16 protein-coding genes are annotated in these 17,017 nt (G+C 69.9%); 8 read left to right on the forward strand and 8 right to left on the reverse strand.

The window, feature by feature from the left end; genetic code table 11:
• Nucleotides 1-515, reverse strand: a 515-nt coding sequence (locus VNS22_RS25205; protein ID WP_325737442.1) for an SGNH/GDSL hydrolase family protein, incomplete at its 3' end; no start/stop codon positions are given.
• 149 nt (nucleotides 516-664) lie between these two features.
• Here VNS22_RS25205 and VNS22_RS25210 point away from each other — a divergent pair.
• The 4 genes from VNS22_RS25210 to VNS22_RS25225 all read left to right on the forward strand — a co-directional run bounded on the left by VNS22_RS25210 (nucleotide 665) and on the right by VNS22_RS25225 (nucleotide 4,319).
• Entirely contained in the window at nucleotides 665-1,525 is an 861-nt protein-coding gene (locus tag VNS22_RS25210; RefSeq protein ID WP_325737444.1) for a class I SAM-dependent methyltransferase, read from the forward strand.
• A 21-nt stretch (nucleotides 1,526-1,546) separates the two neighbouring features.
• A complete protein-coding gene (locus VNS22_RS25215; protein WP_325737445.1) occupies nucleotides 1,547-1,894 on the forward strand; it encodes a TIGR04076 family protein in 348 nt (115 codons plus the stop codon).
• Nucleotides 1,891-2,931: an aldo/keto reductase gene (locus VNS22_RS25220; protein WP_325737447.1), complete on the forward strand. Its 1,041-nt coding sequence runs from the start codon at nucleotides 1,891-1,893 to the stop codon at nucleotides 2,929-2,931. The genes VNS22_RS25215 and VNS22_RS25220 overlap by 4 nt, the downstream gene beginning before the upstream one ends.
• A 113-nt stretch (nucleotides 2,932-3,044) precedes the next feature.
• A complete protein-coding gene (locus VNS22_RS25225) occupies nucleotides 3,045-4,319 on the forward strand; it encodes an ABC transporter substrate-binding protein (protein ID WP_325737449.1) in 1,275 nt (424 codons plus the stop codon).
• A gap of 46 nt (nucleotides 4,320-4,365) precedes the next feature.
• On the opposite strand, the gene VNS22_RS25230 is transcribed toward VNS22_RS25225, so the two are convergent.
• On the reverse strand, nucleotides 4,366-4,956 hold the full coding sequence (locus VNS22_RS25230) for an NUDIX domain-containing protein (protein ID WP_325737451.1): 591 nt from the start codon (nucleotides 4,954-4,956) through the stop codon (nucleotides 4,366-4,368).
• A 120-nt stretch (nucleotides 4,957-5,076) separates the two neighbouring features.
• Here VNS22_RS25230 and VNS22_RS25235 point away from each other — a divergent pair, with 120 nt between their 5' ends.
• Complete coding sequence (locus tag VNS22_RS25235) at nucleotides 5,077-6,567, forward strand: aldo/keto reductase (RefSeq protein WP_325737453.1); 1,491 nt, start codon at nucleotides 5,077-5,079, stop codon at nucleotides 6,565-6,567.
• Here the strand turns inward: VNS22_RS25235 and VNS22_RS25240 are convergent.
• The 4 genes from VNS22_RS25240 to VNS22_RS25255 all read right to left on the reverse strand — a co-directional run bounded on the left by VNS22_RS25240 (nucleotide 6,528) and on the right by VNS22_RS25255 (nucleotide 13,919).
• On the reverse strand, nucleotides 6,528-7,442 hold the full coding sequence (locus VNS22_RS25240) for a transglutaminase family protein (RefSeq protein WP_325737455.1): 915 nt from the start codon (nucleotides 7,440-7,442) through the stop codon (nucleotides 6,528-6,530). The genes VNS22_RS25235 and VNS22_RS25240 overlap by 40 nt on opposite strands.
• On the reverse strand, nucleotides 7,439-10,024 hold the full coding sequence (locus tag VNS22_RS25245) for a circularly permuted type 2 ATP-grasp protein (RefSeq protein ID WP_325737457.1): 2,586 nt from the start codon (nucleotides 10,022-10,024) through the stop codon (nucleotides 7,439-7,441). Before VNS22_RS25245 ends, VNS22_RS25240 begins: the two co-directional genes overlap by 4 nt.
• Nucleotides 10,025-10,117: 93 nt before the next feature.
• Nucleotides 10,118-10,642: a GNAT family N-acetyltransferase gene (locus tag VNS22_RS25250; protein ID WP_325737459.1), complete on the reverse strand. Its 525-nt coding sequence runs from the start codon at nucleotides 10,640-10,642 to the stop codon at nucleotides 10,118-10,120.
• A gap of 10 nt (nucleotides 10,643-10,652) precedes the next feature.
• Nucleotides 10,653-13,919 carry a transglutaminase family protein gene (locus VNS22_RS25255; RefSeq protein ID WP_325737461.1) on the reverse strand — a complete coding sequence of 1,089 codons (3,267 nt, stop codon included), beginning with the start codon at nucleotides 13,917-13,919 and terminating at the stop codon, nucleotides 10,653-10,655.
• A 296-nt stretch (nucleotides 13,920-14,215) separates the two neighbouring features.
• Here VNS22_RS25255 and VNS22_RS25260 point away from each other — a divergent pair, with 296 nt between their 5' ends.
• On the forward strand, nucleotides 14,216-14,476 hold the full coding sequence (locus VNS22_RS25260; RefSeq protein ID WP_325737462.1) for a GlsB/YeaQ/YmgE family stress response membrane protein: 261 nt from the start codon (nucleotides 14,216-14,218) through the stop codon (nucleotides 14,474-14,476).
• Between the two features lie 147 nt (nucleotides 14,477-14,623).
• Here the strand turns inward: VNS22_RS25260 and VNS22_RS25265 are convergent, their stop codons facing one another.
• A complete protein-coding gene (locus VNS22_RS25265; protein WP_325737464.1) occupies nucleotides 14,624-14,875 on the reverse strand; it encodes a hypothetical protein in 252 nt (83 codons plus the stop codon).
• A gap of 163 nt (nucleotides 14,876-15,038) precedes the next feature.
• On the opposite strand from VNS22_RS25265, the gene VNS22_RS25270 reads away from it, so the two are divergent.
• Nucleotides 15,039-16,148: a hypothetical protein gene (locus VNS22_RS25270; RefSeq protein WP_325737466.1), complete on the forward strand. Its 1,110-nt coding sequence runs from the start codon at nucleotides 15,039-15,041 to the stop codon at nucleotides 16,146-16,148.
• A 7-nt stretch (nucleotides 16,149-16,155) separates the two neighbouring features.
• Here the strand turns inward: VNS22_RS25270 and VNS22_RS25275 are convergent, their stop codons facing one another.
• The gene (locus tag VNS22_RS25275) at nucleotides 16,156-16,515 is read right to left on the reverse strand and encodes a DUF805 domain-containing protein (protein ID WP_325737467.1); all 360 of its coding nucleotides are present in this window, start codon (nucleotides 16,513-16,515) and stop codon (nucleotides 16,156-16,158) included.
• Between the two features lie 93 nt (nucleotides 16,516-16,608).
• On the opposite strand from VNS22_RS25275, the gene VNS22_RS25280 reads away from it, so the two are divergent.
• On the forward strand, nucleotides 16,609-17,017 hold a 409-nt coding region (locus VNS22_RS25280; RefSeq protein WP_325737469.1), incomplete at its 3' end, for a DUF4174 domain-containing protein.

Raw genomic sequence — 17,017 nt, forward strand, 5'->3', positions numbered from 1 at the left:
TGGGTTCTGACGGCCGGCGTAATGCCGACATCCGGCAGATTCGGCACCAGGAGGTCGGTCGCACCGGCCGCCACGAGATCGGCGAGGATCGCTTGCAACGCGGCAATGGCGGCATCGACCTGCGAGGATCCGGGCTCGGCCACCGCGGCGAGCAGGTCGTTGCCGCCGCCATAGACGATATGGAGCGTCCGGCCGCCAGGCCTGGGCAGGCGGAGGAACTGATCGACCTGGGCCTTCAGACCATAGGGGCCAGCTGCCGGGTCGAGCCGGGCGCCGCCCACCGCGAAGTTCGAGCCGCCCGCCTGTGCCGCGCGCAGCTCCAGGCCCAGCCGCTCGGCCAGCACCTCAACCCAGACCGGCCCGTTCGAGAACCGCCCGGCATTGCCGGTGTCGGACAGGCTGTCGCCGAACACCACCACATGGTCGAAGGCCGGTGGCGAAGCGGCGATGGCCGCTGCTGCCGACATGACGATCGTCATCATTCCTCCCGCCAGGAAACCGCGCAGGATCCGCATGGGCACATTGTCTCCGAGAGCGGCTGCCTGAGCCTCGACAAGCCATCGGCTCATATGGTTCGTCAGGGTGATGGCGGCGAGCGGGACGCAGGCTGATCCTGCCGGACACGCTGCGGCCCATCGGCGGTGACGAGCTTGAGGAACCAGTCATGACGGTGCCGACGCTCGGCCAGCTCCTCCTGGGCACGGAGGGGCTGGCACTCCTGCGCCTGGCGTTTTCCGACGATGCTGCCGCGCGCGAGGCCCGGGTCGCCGAGATCCGCAGCCTGATCGAGCGCTATGGAGAGCCGGACCTGGCCGCACCGCTGGCAGCGCCGGAATATGACCTGGACCAGGGCTATGGCCTCTGGTCGCAGACTTACGATCAGCCCCTGCGCCTCTTCCCGGTCGAGGAGCCAATCGTCCATCGCCTGCTGGCAGCCCTGCCGGTGGGCCGGGTGCTGGATGCCGCCTGCGGCACCGGCCGCCATGCCGCCTGGCTGACAGCGCGCGGCCATCAGGTCGTGGGCGTGGACGGTTCGCCCGCCATGCTGGCCAGGGCGAAGGCGAAGCTGCCGGGCTGCCGCTTCGAGCAGGGCGACCTCGCCGCCCTGCCGGTGCCGAATGCGTCGGTCGACGCAGCCTTGTGCGCCCTGGCCCTCGTGCATGTGGCCGACCTCCGGCCGGCACTCCGGGAACTCGCCCGGGTGGTGCGGCCCGGCGGGCAGGTGGTGATCAGCGACGTCCATCCGGTCCTGGTCCAGCTCGGCTGGCAGGCCCAGTTTCGCACGGCCGAAGGTGGGGTGGGCTTCATGCGCCTGAACCGGCACTTCGCGGCAGACTATGCCGCGGCGGCGCTGGACGCCGGCCTGCAGCTCAGCGGCCTTTATGAATCGCCGCTCACGCCGGAATCTGCCATGACCGTCGCCCGCGAGCCATTGCCGGACGCCAACGCGGCCGCCTGGGTGGGGCTGCCGGGGGTGATCGTCTGGCATTTCATCAAACCCGGCCCGGCGCCGGCCCGGCCCTGAGCCCAGCAGCGGAACTGCGACTTGCCCGACGACGTCTTCGAACTCTTCGACCTCGAGATCGAGGTGATCGGCTCGGACCGGCCGATGGTGTGCAACCACAAGATCGGCGACCGGCTGTTCCTGTCCGGGGAGAACCTGTCGATGCCGGCGGGCCAGAGCTTCCCTCTCTACCCGCTGGCGGCCCTGCTGCCGCTCCTGCCAGCCAAGCAGCGCGACACCCACCCGAACGACTGGATGACCACCGATGCCGTCATCGCCTGCCCGGACCCGCATTGCGGCGGCCGCTTTTTGATCCGCCGCACCGGGCGCACGAGCTTTCGCCATGGCGACACCACCCGGGTGCCGCTGCGTGCGGAGGCGGTGCGATGAGTGTCGAGACGTTCGAGCTGGTGCCGGGCTACCAGGTATCCCGGATGCTGCGCGGTGCCTGGCAGCTCGCGGGCGGGCACGGGCCGGTCGACCAGGACCGTGCCGTGGCGGAGATGGCGAAATTCGTCGATGCCGGCATTACCACCTTCGACTGCGCCGACATCTATACCGGTGCGGAGGAGCTGATCGGCCGGTTCCGGGCCGGTGCCTCCAGCGAGCAGCGGGCACGGCTCAAGGTCCACACCAAGTTCGTGCCCGACCTGGGCCAGCTCCACCAGGTCGACCGTGCCTATGTCACGCGCGTGATCGACCGCTCGCTCGCCCGGCTCCGGACCGAGCGGCTGGACCTCGTCCAGTTCCACTGGTGGGACTATGCCGTACCGGGCTGGCAGGAGGCCGCCGGCCACCTGGTCGACCTGCAGAAGGCCGGCAAGATCCACCTCCTGGGCGGCACCAATTTCGACACGAGGCACAGCCGGGCGCTGATCTCGGCCGGCTATCCGCTGGTCTCGATGCAGAGCCAGTATTCGCTGCTCGATGCGCGGCCGGAGCAAGGTCTGGTGCCGCTCTGCGCCGAGCAGAGCATGAAGCTGTTCTGCTACGGGACGCTGGCTGGCGGCTTCCTGACGGAGCGGTGGCTCGGCCGGCAGGAGCCGGACCGGCTGGAGAACCGCTCGCTGGTCAAGTACCGACTGATCATCGACGACATCGGCGGCTGGGACCTGTTCCAGGCCCTGCTCGCCTGCCTGAAGCGGATCGCCGACCAGCACGGCGTGGGCATCGGCAACGTCGCCACCCGCTGGGTGCTGGACCGCCCGCAGGTGGCCGGCGTGATCGTGGGTGCCCGCTATGCCGACCACCTGCCCGCCAACCTCGCCACCTTCGGCTTCGCGCTGGACGAGGCGGACCGGGCCGCGATCGATGCGATCCTGGCACAGCGCCGCCCGCTGGAAGGCGACTGCTTCGACCTGGAGCGCGACCGGACCGGGCGGCACGGCAGGATCATGAAGTACGACCTGGGCGACGCGCCGGCCTGACCGGCGTCCGCCGTGGCGACGCTTGACGGCCGGCACCCGGCCGGCCTCCATTCCGCCTCTCGAGCCGCGGGCGACCAGGTCGCCTGCGCGGCCGTATCCGGGGGGATCATTCCGTGAAGCTTCGTCCAGCCGTCCTGGCGCTCGCCGCCCTGTCCGCCACCGCCCTGCAGCCCCTGGCGCCGGCCGCCGCCCAGGACTGCACGATCACGGTCGGCTCCGTCCTTTCCCTGACCGGGCCGGCCGGGCGGTTCGGCCAGGCGGCGGCCAAGTCGGTCGAGCTGGCCTTCCAGGACCTGAACGAGGCGGGCGGTGCGGCCGGCTGCAGGATCGTGGCGGATGTGCGCGATGCGCAGAGCCAGGGCACGGTCGCGGTCGATGCCGCGCGGCAGCTGGTCGACCTGCAGAAGGTCCCGGTGATCATCGGCGGCGACATTTCCTCGGTCTCGATCCCGATCGTCACCGCGGTGACCGGCCCGGCCGCCGTGGTCCAGGTCTCGCCGGTCTCGACCTCGCCGACGCTCACCACGCTCGCCAAGGAAGGCAAGACCGGCGGGATCTTCTTCCGCACCATCACGTCCGACGCGCTGCAGGGCACGGCTGCCGCCAAGTATGCGATCGACCAGGGGCTGAAGAAGCTCGCCATCGTCCATGTGAACAACGATTTCGGCGTCAACATGGTGGCCGAGTTCCAGAAGGTGTTCGCCCGGCTGGGCGGCGAAGTCACCTCCGTCACCCCCTACAACCAGAACCAGGCCTCCTATCAGCCGGAAGTCACCGCCGCGCTCGATGGCGACCCAGAGGCCCTCTACCTGGTGGCCTATCCGGGCGACGGCACCACGATCGCGCGGACCTGGATCGCCCAGGGCGGGCCGGCGAAGTTCCTCCTGAACGACGGCATGAATTCCGCCGACTTCATCCAGGATGTCGGGCCTCAGTATCTGGACGACGCGTTCGGCACCTCGTCCGGTACCACCGCCACGCCGTCCACCGACTATTTCTGCGAGGCCTATAACAGCTTCGCCAAGGAGTTCGACTGCCAGGCCCCCGCGGCCGATCGGGCCTATGACGCCGCGGCGATCGTGGGCCTCGCGGTGGCGATCGCCGGCGAGCCGGACAAGGCGCTGATCAAGGCGGCGATCCCCAAGGCCGTCGATCCCGCGGGCGAGACGGTCCATGCCGGGCCGGACGGCTTCAAGAAGGCGCTGGCGCTGATCGCGGAAGGCAAGCCCATCCGCTATGAGGGCGTCACCGGGCCGGTGCAGTTCGACCAGTATGGCGACATCACCGGGCCGTTCCGGCTTTGGCGGATCCAGAACGGCGAGGTAACCACGATCGGCGAGATGGGCGCCGAGGAAGTCGGCCAGCTCAAGGCCGAGGCGGATCAGTAGGGGACGCCAGGGCGGGGAAAGATCCCCGCCCCGTTGTCCACGATCCTCAGAGCAGCCCCGCGATCCGGGCGTGGTAGAGGAGCATGATCGTCTTGGCGTCGGCGATCTCACCCCGGCCGATCATCGCCAGCGCCTCGTTGAACGGCAGCTCCACCACCTCGATGTCCTCGTTCTCCTCGGCCAGCCCGCCGCCATCGCCGTCGCGCATGGTGGCGTCGATCTCGGCCATGAAGAAGTGGAGGCGCTCGGACACCGAGCCCGGGCTCATATAGGGGGCGAACAGAGGCTCGACCCGAACGACCTTGAAGCCGGTCTCCTCCATGGCCTCGCGCCGGATCGCCTCGGCCGGCTCGCGCTCGTCCAGGAGACCGGCGGGCGCTTCCAGCAGGAACCCGTCCGGATGACCGTTGACCAGGGCCGGCAGGCGGAACTGGCGGACCAGCACCACCGTCCGCCGCTGCCGGTCGTACAGGAGAATCACCGCACCGTTGCCGCGGTCATAGACCTGGCGCACGACCGGCCGCCAGGTGCCGTCGCGGCCCCGATATTCGAACCGGTACTTGCGCAGGACGTAATGATCCTGGCTCAGGATCTGGACCTCCTGGATCCGGACCCGGTCGGTAGCACCTTCGGCCAAGCAGTTTCTCCCGTCCGCCATTCGACCGCTGCCCGGCCTTGCAACAAGAAGGATGGCCTCAACGTCCGCGTGCCGACCTGCTAACCGGAGCCGGCCCATTCCTGCCGAGGTCAGCCAGCCATGCCAGCGCCGCTTCCCGCCGTCGAGAGGATCGAACTAGCTCCCGGCCTGGAGGTCGCCCGTGTGGTGACCGGGCTGTGGCAGGTGGCCGACATCGAGCGCGTCTCCGGGACGATCGACCCGGACGAGGGGGCGAAAGCACTGCACGCCTATCTCGCCGACGGCTTCGACAGCTTCGACATGGCGGATCACTATGGCAGTGCCGAGGTCATCGCCGGCCGCCTGCGCACCGCACTGGCCGAGGGAAGCCTTGCCACGCTGCCCGGCGCCCGGCTCGCCACCTTCACCAAATGGTGCCCTGAGCCCGGGCCGATGACTGCGGAGGTGGTGCGCCAGGCAGTCGATCTGGCCTGCCGCCGCCTCGCCACCGAGCGGATCGACCTCCTGCAGTTCCACTGGTGGCTGTTCGAGCATCCGGCTTGGCTGGATGCAATGCGCGAGCTGGCGAGGCTCAAGGAGGAGGGTCGCATCCTCCATCTGGGCGTGACCAATACCGACACCGACCATCTGCGCGTCCTGGTCGCCGAGGGCATCCCGGTCGTCACCAACCAGGTCTGCGTCTCCCTGCTGGACCGCCGGGCCACCGGCCCGATGGCCGGATTCTGCCGGGCGCACGGCATTCGGCTGCTGGCCTATGGCACGCTCGCCGGCGGCTTTCTGTCCGAGCGCTGGCTGGGCCGGCCGGAGCCGGCCGAGATCGGCGACTGGAGCAAGATGAAGTACCGGCGCTTCATCGATGCGGCCGGCGGCTGGGACGTGCTGCAGGCGATCCTGCGGGCCTGCGCCGAGGTGGCCAAGCGGCACGGGGTCTCGATCAGCAATGTCGCGACCCGCTGGGTGATGCAGCAGGAGGCGGTGGGTGTGGTGATTGTCGGGGCCCGGCTGGGCGAGAGCGAGCATCGCGACGACAATCGCCGCCTGTTCGGCTTCAGCCTGGACGAGGCGGACCTCCAGCGGATCGACGCGGCGCTGGCCGATAGCCGGCCGATCCCGGGCGACTGCGGCGACGAGTATCGCCGCCCGCCCTTTTTGACCGCGTCCGGCGACCTGTCGCACCATCTGGACAGCCTGCCGCCGGTCTACCAGGCCGTGCCGGTGGATGGCCGGCCCGGCCGCCTGCGCATCGACAGCGGCAGCGTCTGGGAGCCGATCTGCGGCTATGCCCGCGCGGTGCGGATCGGCGACCGCATCCTGGTCTCGGGCACCACCGCCACCCATGGCAGCGGCGAGATGATCGGCCAGGGCGATCCGGCGGCGCAGACCGTCTACATCCTGGATAAGATCGCGGCCTCGATCCGCTCGCTGGGCGGCAGCATGGCCGACGTGGTCCGCACCCGCGTCTACCTGCGCGATGCCGAGCAGTGGGAAGCGGTCTCCCGGGTGCATGGCCGCTATTTCGGCGAGATCCGCCCGGCCAACACGCTGCTGGAGGTCGGCCGGCTGGTGGGCGACTACGACGTGGAGATCGAGGCGGAGGCGGTGGTCGACTGACCGGGCTGCGGCGCCACGTCGACCTCGACCTCCACCGTATGGGCGCCGCCGCCGAAGATGACCCCGTTCACCGGGCTGACATCGGTGAAGTCGCGGCCGAACGCCACCGTCACGTGCTCCTCGCCCGGGATCACGTCGTTGGTGGGGTCGAGGTCGACCCAGCCAAACGGCGGCGCCCAGACCTGGACCCAGGCATGGGACGCGTCGGCGCCGACCAGGCGCGGCTTGCCGGGCGGCGGGCGGGTCAGCAGGTAACCGCTGACATAGCGGGCCGGCATGCCATGGGCGCGCAGGGCTGCCAGCATCAGGTGAGCGAAGTCCTGGCAGACCCCGCGTCGGAGCGCGAAGCACTCGGCGACCGAGGTACCGACCGCGGTGGCACTGGAATCGTAGGTGAAGTCTCGGTTGATCCGGTGGGCGAGCTCGATCGCGGCGGCCAGCACCGGCCGCTCCGGTGCCAGCATCGGGGCCGACCAGGCATGCAGCTCGTCCGGGCAGCGCACTGCCGGCGATTCGAAGCGGAACTGCCGCACGTCCAGCGTATCGGCCAGGTCGGGCTGGGCTTCTTGCGCGTCGAGCGAGCCCACCGGCAGGCTGCGCTCCGGGTCGAGCCCCTGCCTGGCCCGGACCTCGACCTCGCTGCGCGCCAGCACGGTGAAGCTGTCGTGCTCCTGCTCCAGCGTCACCACGCTCATGGCGTTGCCGAAGAAGTCGAGCGTGTCGCGCATCACCGTGGGGCCGGGCCGGATCTCCAGATGGAAGCGGCGCACGTCCTGGCGGTCGGTCAGGCGCGGCGAAAGGTGCAGGACATGGTGGGCGATCGAGACCGGTAGCCCGTAGCGGTAGGTCGTGCGGTGGCTGACCTGGAGGATCACGGCACGCGGCTCCGGCTGCGCGCCGAGGTGGTGACGATCCGCTCGGTATGCGCGAAGTAGGCGCGGCCGATCAGGTCGGACAGGTCGGGTAGGCCGTGCTCCAGCTCCTCCAGGAGTCGGTCCAGCCCCGGCAGCGGCTGCTCGCCTTTCGCCAGGGACTCGATCTCGGTGACCTGCACAAGGCTCGCCATGCGCAGGGCCAGGCGCCGGTCCGGCCCGCGATGGGCCGCTTCCTCGGCATGGGGCAGGCGCTCGACATGGTCGGCAACCCGGTGGAGCTGCCAAGCGACCGAGCGGGGGTTGGTCTCGTCCAGCAGCAGGAGGTCCAGCACTGGCAGGAGCAGCGGCCGGGTCAGGTAGCGCGAGCGATAGGTCATCGAGCTGTCGCCCAGCTCGAGCAGGAGGGGCAGGATGCCCTCGGCGCCGATCGCGTCGTTGCCGACCAGCAGTCCGCGCATGAGGTCGACCAGGTTGGACGCCCGCTCGATGCGTCGGCCCATCTCGATGAACCGCCAGGCATAGTTGCGGGTCATGTTCTCCGCTTCGGTACCGGCGAACGCAGTGAGCTGGCGCAAGCCCACATCGAGCAGCTCCGCGGTCTGCCACCCGATCAGCCGTGCCGGGCGGGTGCGCCAGGCGGGATCGCCGTGCAGTGCCGCGAGGAGCCGCCAGGCGTCGTGGCTGATCTGGTCGCGCACCAGCGTGGCGGTGCGGTGGACCTCGCCCAGCGTCTGCCGCAGCCCGTGCGGGCGCGCCTGGTCGAAGATCAGGGCCGCCAGTGCCGCATCGATCCCGTCATCGCCCGGCACCTCCGGGGCATCGAAGCGCGGCACGCGGCCGCGCCGGTCCTGGAGGTGGAGGAGCCGGCCCAGCACGGCTGGACTTACGCCCTGCCTGGTGCCGTCGATGCGGTGGGCCAGGACGGCGCGCAGCACGCGGATCAGCGATTCCGACCGCTCAGCATAGCGGCCGAGCCAGAACAGATTGTCGGCAGTGCGGCTCAGGAGGTCGCGGCCGCTCCGGCGCAGATGGATGATGCTCAGGCTGGGTTGCAGGATGCTGCCCTGGACCACCTCCGCCTGGTCGGTGAGCACCCACAGGTCGCCCGCGCCATGGCCGTTCGGCAGGCCGACCGTCGTGCTGGCACCGGCATAGCGCAGCAGTGCGCCCGGCATCACCCGCCAGCTGCCGTCGGCGCCGAGGCTGGCATAGACGCGCAGCGCGCCGTGGGCCGGCCGCACCAGGGCCCGGCCGTCCTGCTCGACGAAGGCTGGGAAGGTGGCGAGCGGCACCGGCGCCAGGGCCATGTAGCGGTAGCCGTAGCGCTCCAGCCGGTGGCGCAGCTCCTGCGCCTGCCTGGGCTGGAGCTGGGCGGGCTCGACGGTCGCCGCCGCCTCGCCAGGGTCGTTACGCGCCGTGGCAAGCTCGACCCGCCAGCGCTCCGGCTCGGCGAACAGCCTGGCGCGGGCGGCAGGATCGCCCAGCCAGAGTGCCGGCGCATCCGGGATCAGCAACTCCTCGCCGGTGAGATGGCGGGTGAGCGCCGCCATGAACGGTGCCAGCACCCGGTTCTGCACCACCCCGGTGCCGGGCAGGTTGCGCAGCTGCACGCCACCCGCCTGGATCACCCGGATAAGGCCGGCCACGCCCAGGCCCTGCGTGCCCGGCACTTCCAGAGGATCGCAGGCGAACCCGTCGATCTGGCGCAGGAGCAGGTCGACCCGCTGCAGCCCGTCCAGCGTCTTGAGGTAAAGCCGCTCGTCGCGGACCGTCAGGTCGGCAGTCTGGGCCAGGGTGTAGCCCAGGTAGCGGGCGAGATAGGCATGGCCGAAATAGGCGGGCTGGTCGGGCTCCGGCGCCAGCATGACGATCCGGCCGTCCTCCTTGCCCGACGCCGCGACCAGATCGTCGCGCAGACCCTGGAAGTAGCCGACCAGGCGCTGGGCCTCGCAGCGGCGGAACAGGTCGGTGAAGCCATGGGTCATGGCCAGCCGGTTGGCCAGGGCATAGCCGAGGCCGGAGGGCGCCTCGGTCTGGTCGGCCAGCACGACCCAGTTGCCATCGGCATCGCGGGCCAGATCCACCGCATAGCTGGTCAGCGGCTCTTCCATCATGGCCGGATGGCCGGCCACCGCATGAATGAAGCGCTCGCCGCCCAGGATCAGGTCAGCCGGGATGCGGCCCTGGCGCAGCAGGTTCCGTGGCCCGTAGAGATCGGCCAGGATCCGCGCCACCACCTGGGCGCGCTGGCAGACCGCCGCCTCGATGCGGCGCCATTCGCTCTCGGCCAGCAGCAGGGGCAAGGTGTGCAGCCGCCAGGCGAAGGCACGGTCGTCCGGATCGGCATAGACGTTGAAGGCGGCACCGTCCTCGCGCACCAGGCGCACCGCACTGGCCCTGGCCGCCTCGAGTTCGTCCGGCCGCATGGCGCCGAGCTGGCTGGCCAGGCACTGCCAGGCCGGCCTGACCCGGCCTCCGGCATCCATGAACTCGTCAAACCTGCCGGGCTCGGGCAGATAGCCATCGAACAGCCGGCCATCGCCCGCGACCGGAGGCGGCAGGGCAGCGGCAATCAACCCCATTGCTGGCTCTTGCTCTGCACCCACGCCGAAACCACCGTCGCCCCCTCGATCCTGCCGGCGCTGGACCCCACGTCCGGCAGGCCCAGCCTAGTGTCAGCCGGGCCCGGTGTCTGCCCCGCTGCCCAGCGCCTTCTGCATGATCACCACGTCCAGCCAGCGGTCGAACTTCCAGCCCACTGCCTGCATGGTGCCCACATGCTCGAACCCGAGGGCGCGATGGACCCCGATCGAGCCGGCATTGGCGGAATCGCCGATCACCGCCAGCGCCTGCCGCATGCCGGCCGCCTCGCATTGCCGGAGAAGCTCCGCCAGCAATGCCCGGCCGACTCCGCCGCCCTGGCAGTCCGGTGCGACATAGATCGAGGTCTCGGCCGCATAGCGGTAGGCCGGGCGTGGCCGGAACCAGTTGGCATAGGCATAGCCCAGTACGGTTCCTGCCGCGTCGACCGCCACCAGCCAGGGCAGGCCGCGACCGGTCACCTCGGCGTGGCGGCGGCGGATCTCGTCGAGGCCGGGCGCCTCCAGCTCGAAGCTGCCGGTGCCGGTCTCCACCCAGTGGGCATAGATGGCTTGGCAGGTGGCTAGGTCCTGCTCGTGGGCTTGCCGGATGGTTGCCATGAACGCTTCCTCAGTGGCGGCGCAGGTCGAGGGTGAGCGGGAACTCCGGGTCGGGCGACGGCGGCCCCGGCTGGAACGGGCCCTGGCTGTGCCCGGTCCGCTCGAAGCGGGCGAGGCGGCGTGCCTCGGCCTCGTAGGAATTGATCGGGAAGGTCTCGTAGTTGCGCCCGCCCGGATGGGCGACATGGTAGGTACAGCCACCCAGCGACCTGCCGGCCCACTGGTCGTAGAGGTCGAACACCAGGGGCGCGTGCACGCCGATCGTGGGGTGGAGGCAGGCGGCCGGCTGCCAGGCCCGGAAGCGCACGCCGGCCACCTGCTCGCCATGGGTGCCGGTGGGGGCCAGCGGCAGGGCGATCCGGTTGCAGGTGACCAGGTGCCGGCCGGGCGTGATGCCCTGGACGCGGACCTGCAGGCGCTCCAGGGAACTGTCGACATAGCGCACCGTGCCGCCGACCGCCCCTTCCTCGCCCATGACGTGCCAGGGCTCGAGCGCCTGGCGCAGCTCGAACTGCACGCCCTCGAACTCGGCATCGCCGCAGACCGGGAAGCGGAACTCCAGGTGCGGCGCGAACCACTCGTCCTTCAGGTCGAAGCCGTGCTGGCGCAGATCGCGCAGGACGTCGGTGAAGTCCTGCCAGAGGAAGGCCGGCAGCATGTACCGGTCGTGCAGCGAGGTGCCGAACCGCACCAGCCGGCCCTGCCAGGGCTTCTCCCAGAACCGGCAGATCAGGGCGCGCAGCAGGAGCTGCTGGGCCAGGCTCATGCGCGGGTGCGGTGGCATCTCGAAGGCACGGAACTCGACCAGGCCCAGCCGGCCGATCGGCCCGTCCGGGGAATAGAGCTTGTCGATGCAGATCTCGGCCCGGTGGGTGTTGCCGGTGACGTCGATCAGCAGGTTGCGGAAGATCCGGTCCACCAGCCAGGGCGGCACCTCCCCCTGGCTAGGCAGGGGCACCTGGGCCAGGGCGATCTCCATCTCGTAGAGCTGGTCGTTGCGCGCCTCGTCGATGCGTGGCGCCTGGCTGGTCGGGCCGATGAACAGGCCGCTGAACAGGAAGGACAAGGACGGGTGGTTCTGCCAGCAGCCGATCAGGCTGGCGAGCAGGTCCGGCCGACGCAGGAACGGGCTGTCGGCCGGGGTGGAGCCGCCCACCACGATGTGATTGCCGCCGCCCGTCCCGGTATGGCGGCCGTCGATCATGAACTTGTCCGTGCCGAGCCGGCTCTGGTGGGCCTCCTCGTAGACGCCCTCGGTGATTGCCACCGCCTCCGGCCAGGACGCGGCCGGGTGTACGTTCACCTCGATCACGCCCGGGTCCGGCGTCACCTTGAGCACACCGATCCTGGGGTCGTCCGCCGGCGTATAGCCTTCCATCACGATCGGCTGGCCGACCTCCCGGGCGGTCGCCTCCAAGGCTGCCACCAGCTCGACATACTCTACCGCGGAAGGGGTGGGCGGCATGAAGACGTGCAGGGTGCCCCCGCGCGGCTCGACGGCGAGCGCAGTGCGTACCGGCTGACGGGTGGCAGCCACCGGCCGCTCTGGGTCTGGGCGTCGCTCCTGCATCCGAGGCTCGGCGGCTGGCAGCGCGGCATGGGCTGCGAACGGGTCGGCTGGGATGTAGTAGGGATAGTCGGCCTCCGGGATCCACGGCAGCGACTGCAGCGGCAGGCGCAGACCCAGCGGCGAATCACCCGGGATCAGGAACAGCCGCTCCCGGCGCAACGACCAACGCTCGGTGTCCCAGCGGCCGAAATTGCGGCTGTTCCAGGGCTGGAGCGGCAGGACGTAGCCCACCGGCGTATCGAGGCCGCGGTTGAACACCCGCGCCATCCGCGCACGCTCCTCCGGATCCTTCAGTTTGCTGTCGAGCACGTCGACATTGGGCGGGAGCTGCGCCTCCTTCAGGAGATGGACGGCCGGATCCTCGTAGGCCGGAATTGCATAGTCCTCCTCCAGCCCCAGCTTCGCGCACAATGCGTGGATGAACCGCTCGGCGTCGGCGGCACCGGCGCTGCCCTTCGTCCCGGCTTCAGCGATCAGCTCCGGGTCGTGCCAGAGCAGTTCGCCGTCCTTGCGCCAGTAGAGGCTGAGTGCCCAGCGCGGCAGCTGCTCGCCCGGATACCACTTGCCCTGGCCGAAATGGAGCAGCCCACCCGGCGCGAAGCGATCACGCAGCCGGCGGATCAGGTTCTCGGCCAGGCGCCGCTTGGTGGGGCCGACCGCCGCCGTGTTCCACTCGGCACCTTCCATGTCGTCGATCGACACGAAGGTCGGCTCGCCGCCGGTGGTGAGCCGGACATCGCCCCGGACGAGGCGCTGGTCGACCTTCTGCCCTTCCGCCAGGATCGCCTGCCACTGCTCGTCCGTGTAGGGCTTCGTGACCCGCGGCGTCTCGCGGATCCGGGTCACCTTCATCTCGAACCCGAAATCGACCTCTGCCGGCTCGACCCCGCCGCTGATGGGGGCCGCGTTCTGCGGCTCGGCGGTGGCGGCCAGCGGGATGTGGCCCTCGCCTGCCAGCAGGCCCGAGGTCGGGTCGAGCCCGATCCAGCCGGCGCCCGGGATGAACACCTCGCACCAGGCATGGAGGTCGGTGAAGTCCACCTCCGTGCCGGACGGCCCTTCCAGCGGCTTCACGTCAGGCGCGAGCTGGATCAGGTAGCCAGACACGAATCGGGCGGCGATGCCCAGCTGCCGCATGATCTGGACCAGCAGCCAGGCGCTGTCGCGGCAGGAGCCGCTGCACTTGGCCAGCGTTTCCTCGCTGGTCTGGATGCCCGGCTCCATGCGGACCACGTAGCCGATCGCCTGCTGCAGCCGCCGGTTCAGGTCGACGATGAAGTCGACCGTGTTGGTCATCTCGCGGGGGATTTCGGCGAGGAAGGCGGAGAGCAGCGGGCCCGGCGACTCGACCTCGAGATAGGGCAGGAGCTCCTTTTTCAGGTCGGTGGCGTAGGCGAACGGCCACTGCGCGGCCGTGTCCTCGACGAAGAACTCGAACGGGTTGAACACCGCCATCTCGGCGACGAGGTCGACCTCGACGATGAAATGGTCGGTCTTCTCGGGGAAGACGAAGCGCGCCTGCCAGTTGCCGAACGGGTCCTGCTGCCAGTTGATGAAATGGTCCTCGGGCTGGACCTTCAGCGAATAGCTCAGGATGCGGCCGCGCGTGTGCGGGGCCGGCCGCAGGCGCACGATCTGCGGACCCAGCTCGACCCGGCGGTCGTAGCGGTAGCTGGTCCGGTGGTGTAGGGCGACGTGGATCGCCATCGTGAAGCCTTTCCCAAGGATCGATCAGCCCGGCAGCAAGCCGCATGCCGCTGTACCATGGCGGCTGCCAGAAGCGTCTGGAAGAGGCGCGTTGCCTAGGCTTCGGGCAGCCGGGCGGCCGTCTGCCGATGAAACGGGCAGCAGCACCGCCCAGGAAGAAATCGCCCCACGTCCCGAGAAAGAAGCGTCACCGCGAGGGAAGGCCGGAACGTCGGCGGCTTGTGTAGTTTTATGGGAGGCACTGCGCGCCTTGCGCACGTCGAGCCACCAGAACCACGCACCGGGATTGATCTGTCATGGGCATCATCTGGACCATCATCATCGGCTTCCTCGCCGGAGTCGTCGCCAAGTGGATCATGCCGGGCGACAAGGAGCCGAGCGGCTTCATCCTCACGACGATCCTGGGTATCGTCGGCGCCTTCGTCGCCACCTATCTCGGCCAGGCGATCGGCTGGTACCGGGCTGGCGAAGGGGCGGGCTTCATCGGTGCCGTGGTCGGCGCCATCATCGTCCTGGCGATCTACGGCATGATCGCAGGCCGTCGCTCGCGGGTCTAATCGCCGTTCGCCCGCCCGGCCCGGCTGCGGCTCCGGGCGGGCGGCGGCTACGCAGGGTCATCACCGGGATCAGGCGATCGCGCCACCGCGCCGCCATTGGCGCTTGGCTCGACCCCGTGATGATGATCCCAGACCGACCCGCTGATCTCAGCCCGGTTCGATCATGCCGCGCGAGCCGGCCCGCTCCTCGTCGATCATCGCCTTGAGCGGGCAGGAGCCTTCCGCACCGCGCCAGGCCAAGTACGCGCCGGCCCCCAGCGCCGCCAGGCTCAGGAGCGGGTTTGGGCGCGGCTTCGCACCGGCCGCCGCCAGGACCAGCCCGCCCAGCAGGTAGGCACCCCGCTGCATCGGCGTGAGCTCACCGCTCTTGTGTGCATGGCTCACCGGAAGATCGTTCATCGCTCACTCCTCGTCCGTTCGACCGGTCGACGCCGGCATGTGTCAGGCAAACGGGGTGTGAAACCGCCGGTTCCGGCATGGCCGGACTGGCTGTGCCGTGCAATGGCTCCTAGGGTCCGCTCGCCCGAGATGCGGGCCGATGCCGAAGGGACGAGAGGAAGCCATGCACCCTGCCATCCTGCAGTTCGGGACCGGACGGCTGCTCCAGGCCCATGCCGACCTGATGCTCGACGAGGCGCTGGCGGCCGGCAAGGCGGCCGGGCCGGTGGTGGCGGTCACCACCAGCGGCACGCCGGAAGCGGCCAAGCGTGCGGCGGCCCTGGCCTACGGGGCCGGCTTCCCGGTCCATATCCGCGGCCTGGTAGATGGCGAGACGGTCGACCGGCAGGTGCAGGTGACCAGCGTCGTCAAGGCGCTGGATGCGGTGACCCAGTGGGAGGAGGTGCGGGCCGACGCGACGGACCCGCAGGTGCGCGCATGGCTCAGCAACACGGCCGACCGGGGCTACGAGCTGCACCCCGACGACGATGGCAGGACGCCGGTGCCGCGCTCCTTTCCCGGCAAGCTGGTCCGGCTGCTCCAGGCACGGCACGAGGCGAGCGGCGCGCCCCTATCGGTGTTCCCGCTGGAACTGATCACCGACAATGGCAAGGTGCTGCGTGGCATCGTTACCGGGCTCGCCCATGAGTGGGGCGCGTCGCCAACCTTCCTGAGCTGGCTGGAGGCTGAGGTGGTGTTCGCCGACAGCCTGGTCGACCGGATCGTCAGCGAGCCGATCGAGCCGGTGGGTGCGGTGGCGGAGCCCTACGCGCTCTGGGCGATCCGCCAGGCGCCCGGCCTGTTCGTGCCGCTGGAACATCCCGATGTGGTGGTGACCGAGGATCTGGAGCGCTATGCCCGGCTCAAGCTGTTCATCCTGAATCTGGGTCATACCTGGCTGGCCGAGCGCTGGCTGCTGGACGGACGCGACCCGGACGAGATCGTGCTGCAGGTCCTTCAGGATGCCGACATGGTGGCCAGCCTCGACCGGGTCTATGACGAGGAGGTGCTGCCGGTGTTCGTGGCCATGGGGCTGGGCGAGCAGGCCGTGGCCTACCGGCGAACGGTCATGGAGCGCTTTGCCAACCCGTTCCTGCGCCACCGGCTGGCCGACATCGCACACAACCACGCTGCCAAGAAGGAGCGGCGCTTCGGCGGCCTGATCGAGCTGTCGCGCCAGTACCTGCCGGACCATGCCACCCCGCTCCTGGATGGCGCGCTGGCACGCGGCTGAACGCGCGTCAGGCCGGCGGCGGGCCGAACCGGTTCGGCCCGGGCGTGCCCGGCAGGCAGTACCAGACGATCAGCACGATCTGGCCGACCACCGGCACGAAATGGAGCAGCAGCCACCAGCCGCTCCGGTCCCGGTCGTGCAGGCGTCGCACCGCCACCGCCAGCCAGGGCAGCAGCAGGACCAGCCAAGCCAGCGTGCTGAGCGGGCCGTTCGCATGGTGGCGGAACAGGACGGCGTCGAGCACGCCGGCCACGAAGATCGCGATCAGGTAGAACAGGAAGAAGTACCAGTATTCCGCGCGGGCCGCGCGCCCCTGGATGGTGGCGAACTTGCTGAAGCAGGTTCTGATCGCGGTCTGGAAATCCATCTTCCGCCTTTCCATGCGTGATCCGACCTGGCTGGCCATGCGTAGCGCCAGGAAAGCCAGCGCCCTGCCGGCCCGTCTTTCCGGGATGCTAGGATGTCTGTGACCCGAAGTCTCGCCATGGCCGTGTCGCTGGTCATTGCCACGCTCATCACTGCCGGAGCCGCCGCCATGGAGCCCCTGGACAGCTATCGCTGGCAGAACCGGGTGCTGGTGATGTTCGCGAAGTCCGGTGATCCGCAGATCCAGGCGCAGCGCGACGAACTCCTGCCCGTCCGGGAGCAGCTCGACGAGCGCGACCTCGTGGTCTTCACCGTGATCGACGGCCGGCGGATCGAGCCGGTCCATGGCCGGGCACCCACGAACGATCAGGCGGCCCTGCTGCAGGCCGCCCTCGACCCGCCCGCCGACGCCGGGTTCACGGCCATGCTGGTGGGCAAGGACGGCGGGGTGAAGTGGCAGGCGGACCGGCCCGCACGGCAGGGGGAGCTGTTCGGCCTGATCG

This window comes from Geminicoccus sp., from assembly GCF_035556675.1.
In the GTDB taxonomy this organism is placed as follows: Bacteria; Pseudomonadota; Alphaproteobacteria; order Geminicoccales; family Geminicoccaceae; genus Geminicoccus.

What these genes read in the sequence shown, in the direction of transcription:
- VNS22_RS25260 (WP_325737462.1), top strand. Translation starts at nt 14,216, where the DNA reads ATGGGCATCATCTGGACCATCATCATCGGCTTCCTCGCCGGAGTCGTC.
- VNS22_RS25220 (WP_325737447.1), top strand. Translation starts at nt 1,891, where the DNA reads ATGAGTGTCGAGACGTTCGAGCTGGTGCCGGGCTACCAGGTATCCCGG.
- VNS22_RS25255 (WP_325737461.1), bottom strand. Translation starts at nt 13,919, where the DNA reads ATGGCGATCCACGTCGCCCTACACCACCGGACCAGCTACCGCTACGAC.
- VNS22_RS25210 (WP_325737444.1), top strand. Translation starts at nt 665, where the DNA reads ATGACGGTGCCGACGCTCGGCCAGCTCCTCCTGGGCACGGAGGGGCTG.
- VNS22_RS25245 (WP_325737457.1), bottom strand. Translation starts at nt 10,024, where the DNA reads ATGGGGTTGATTGCCGCTGCCCTGCCGCCTCCGGTCGCGGGCGATGGC.
- VNS22_RS25275 (WP_325737467.1), bottom strand. Translation starts at nt 16,515, where the DNA reads ATGGATTTCCAGACCGCGATCAGAACCTGCTTCAGCAAGTTCGCCACC.
- VNS22_RS25250 (WP_325737459.1), bottom strand. Translation starts at nt 10,642, where the DNA reads ATGGCAACCATCCGGCAAGCCCACGAGCAGGACCTAGCCACCTGCCAA.
- VNS22_RS25270 (WP_325737466.1), top strand. Translation starts at nt 15,039, where the DNA reads ATGCACCCTGCCATCCTGCAGTTCGGGACCGGACGGCTGCTCCAGGCC.
- VNS22_RS25235 (WP_325737453.1), top strand. Translation starts at nt 5,077, where the DNA reads ATGCCAGCGCCGCTTCCCGCCGTCGAGAGGATCGAACTAGCTCCCGGC.
- VNS22_RS25265 (WP_325737464.1), bottom strand. Translation starts at nt 14,875, where the DNA reads ATGAACGATCTTCCGGTGAGCCATGCACACAAGAGCGGTGAGCTCACG.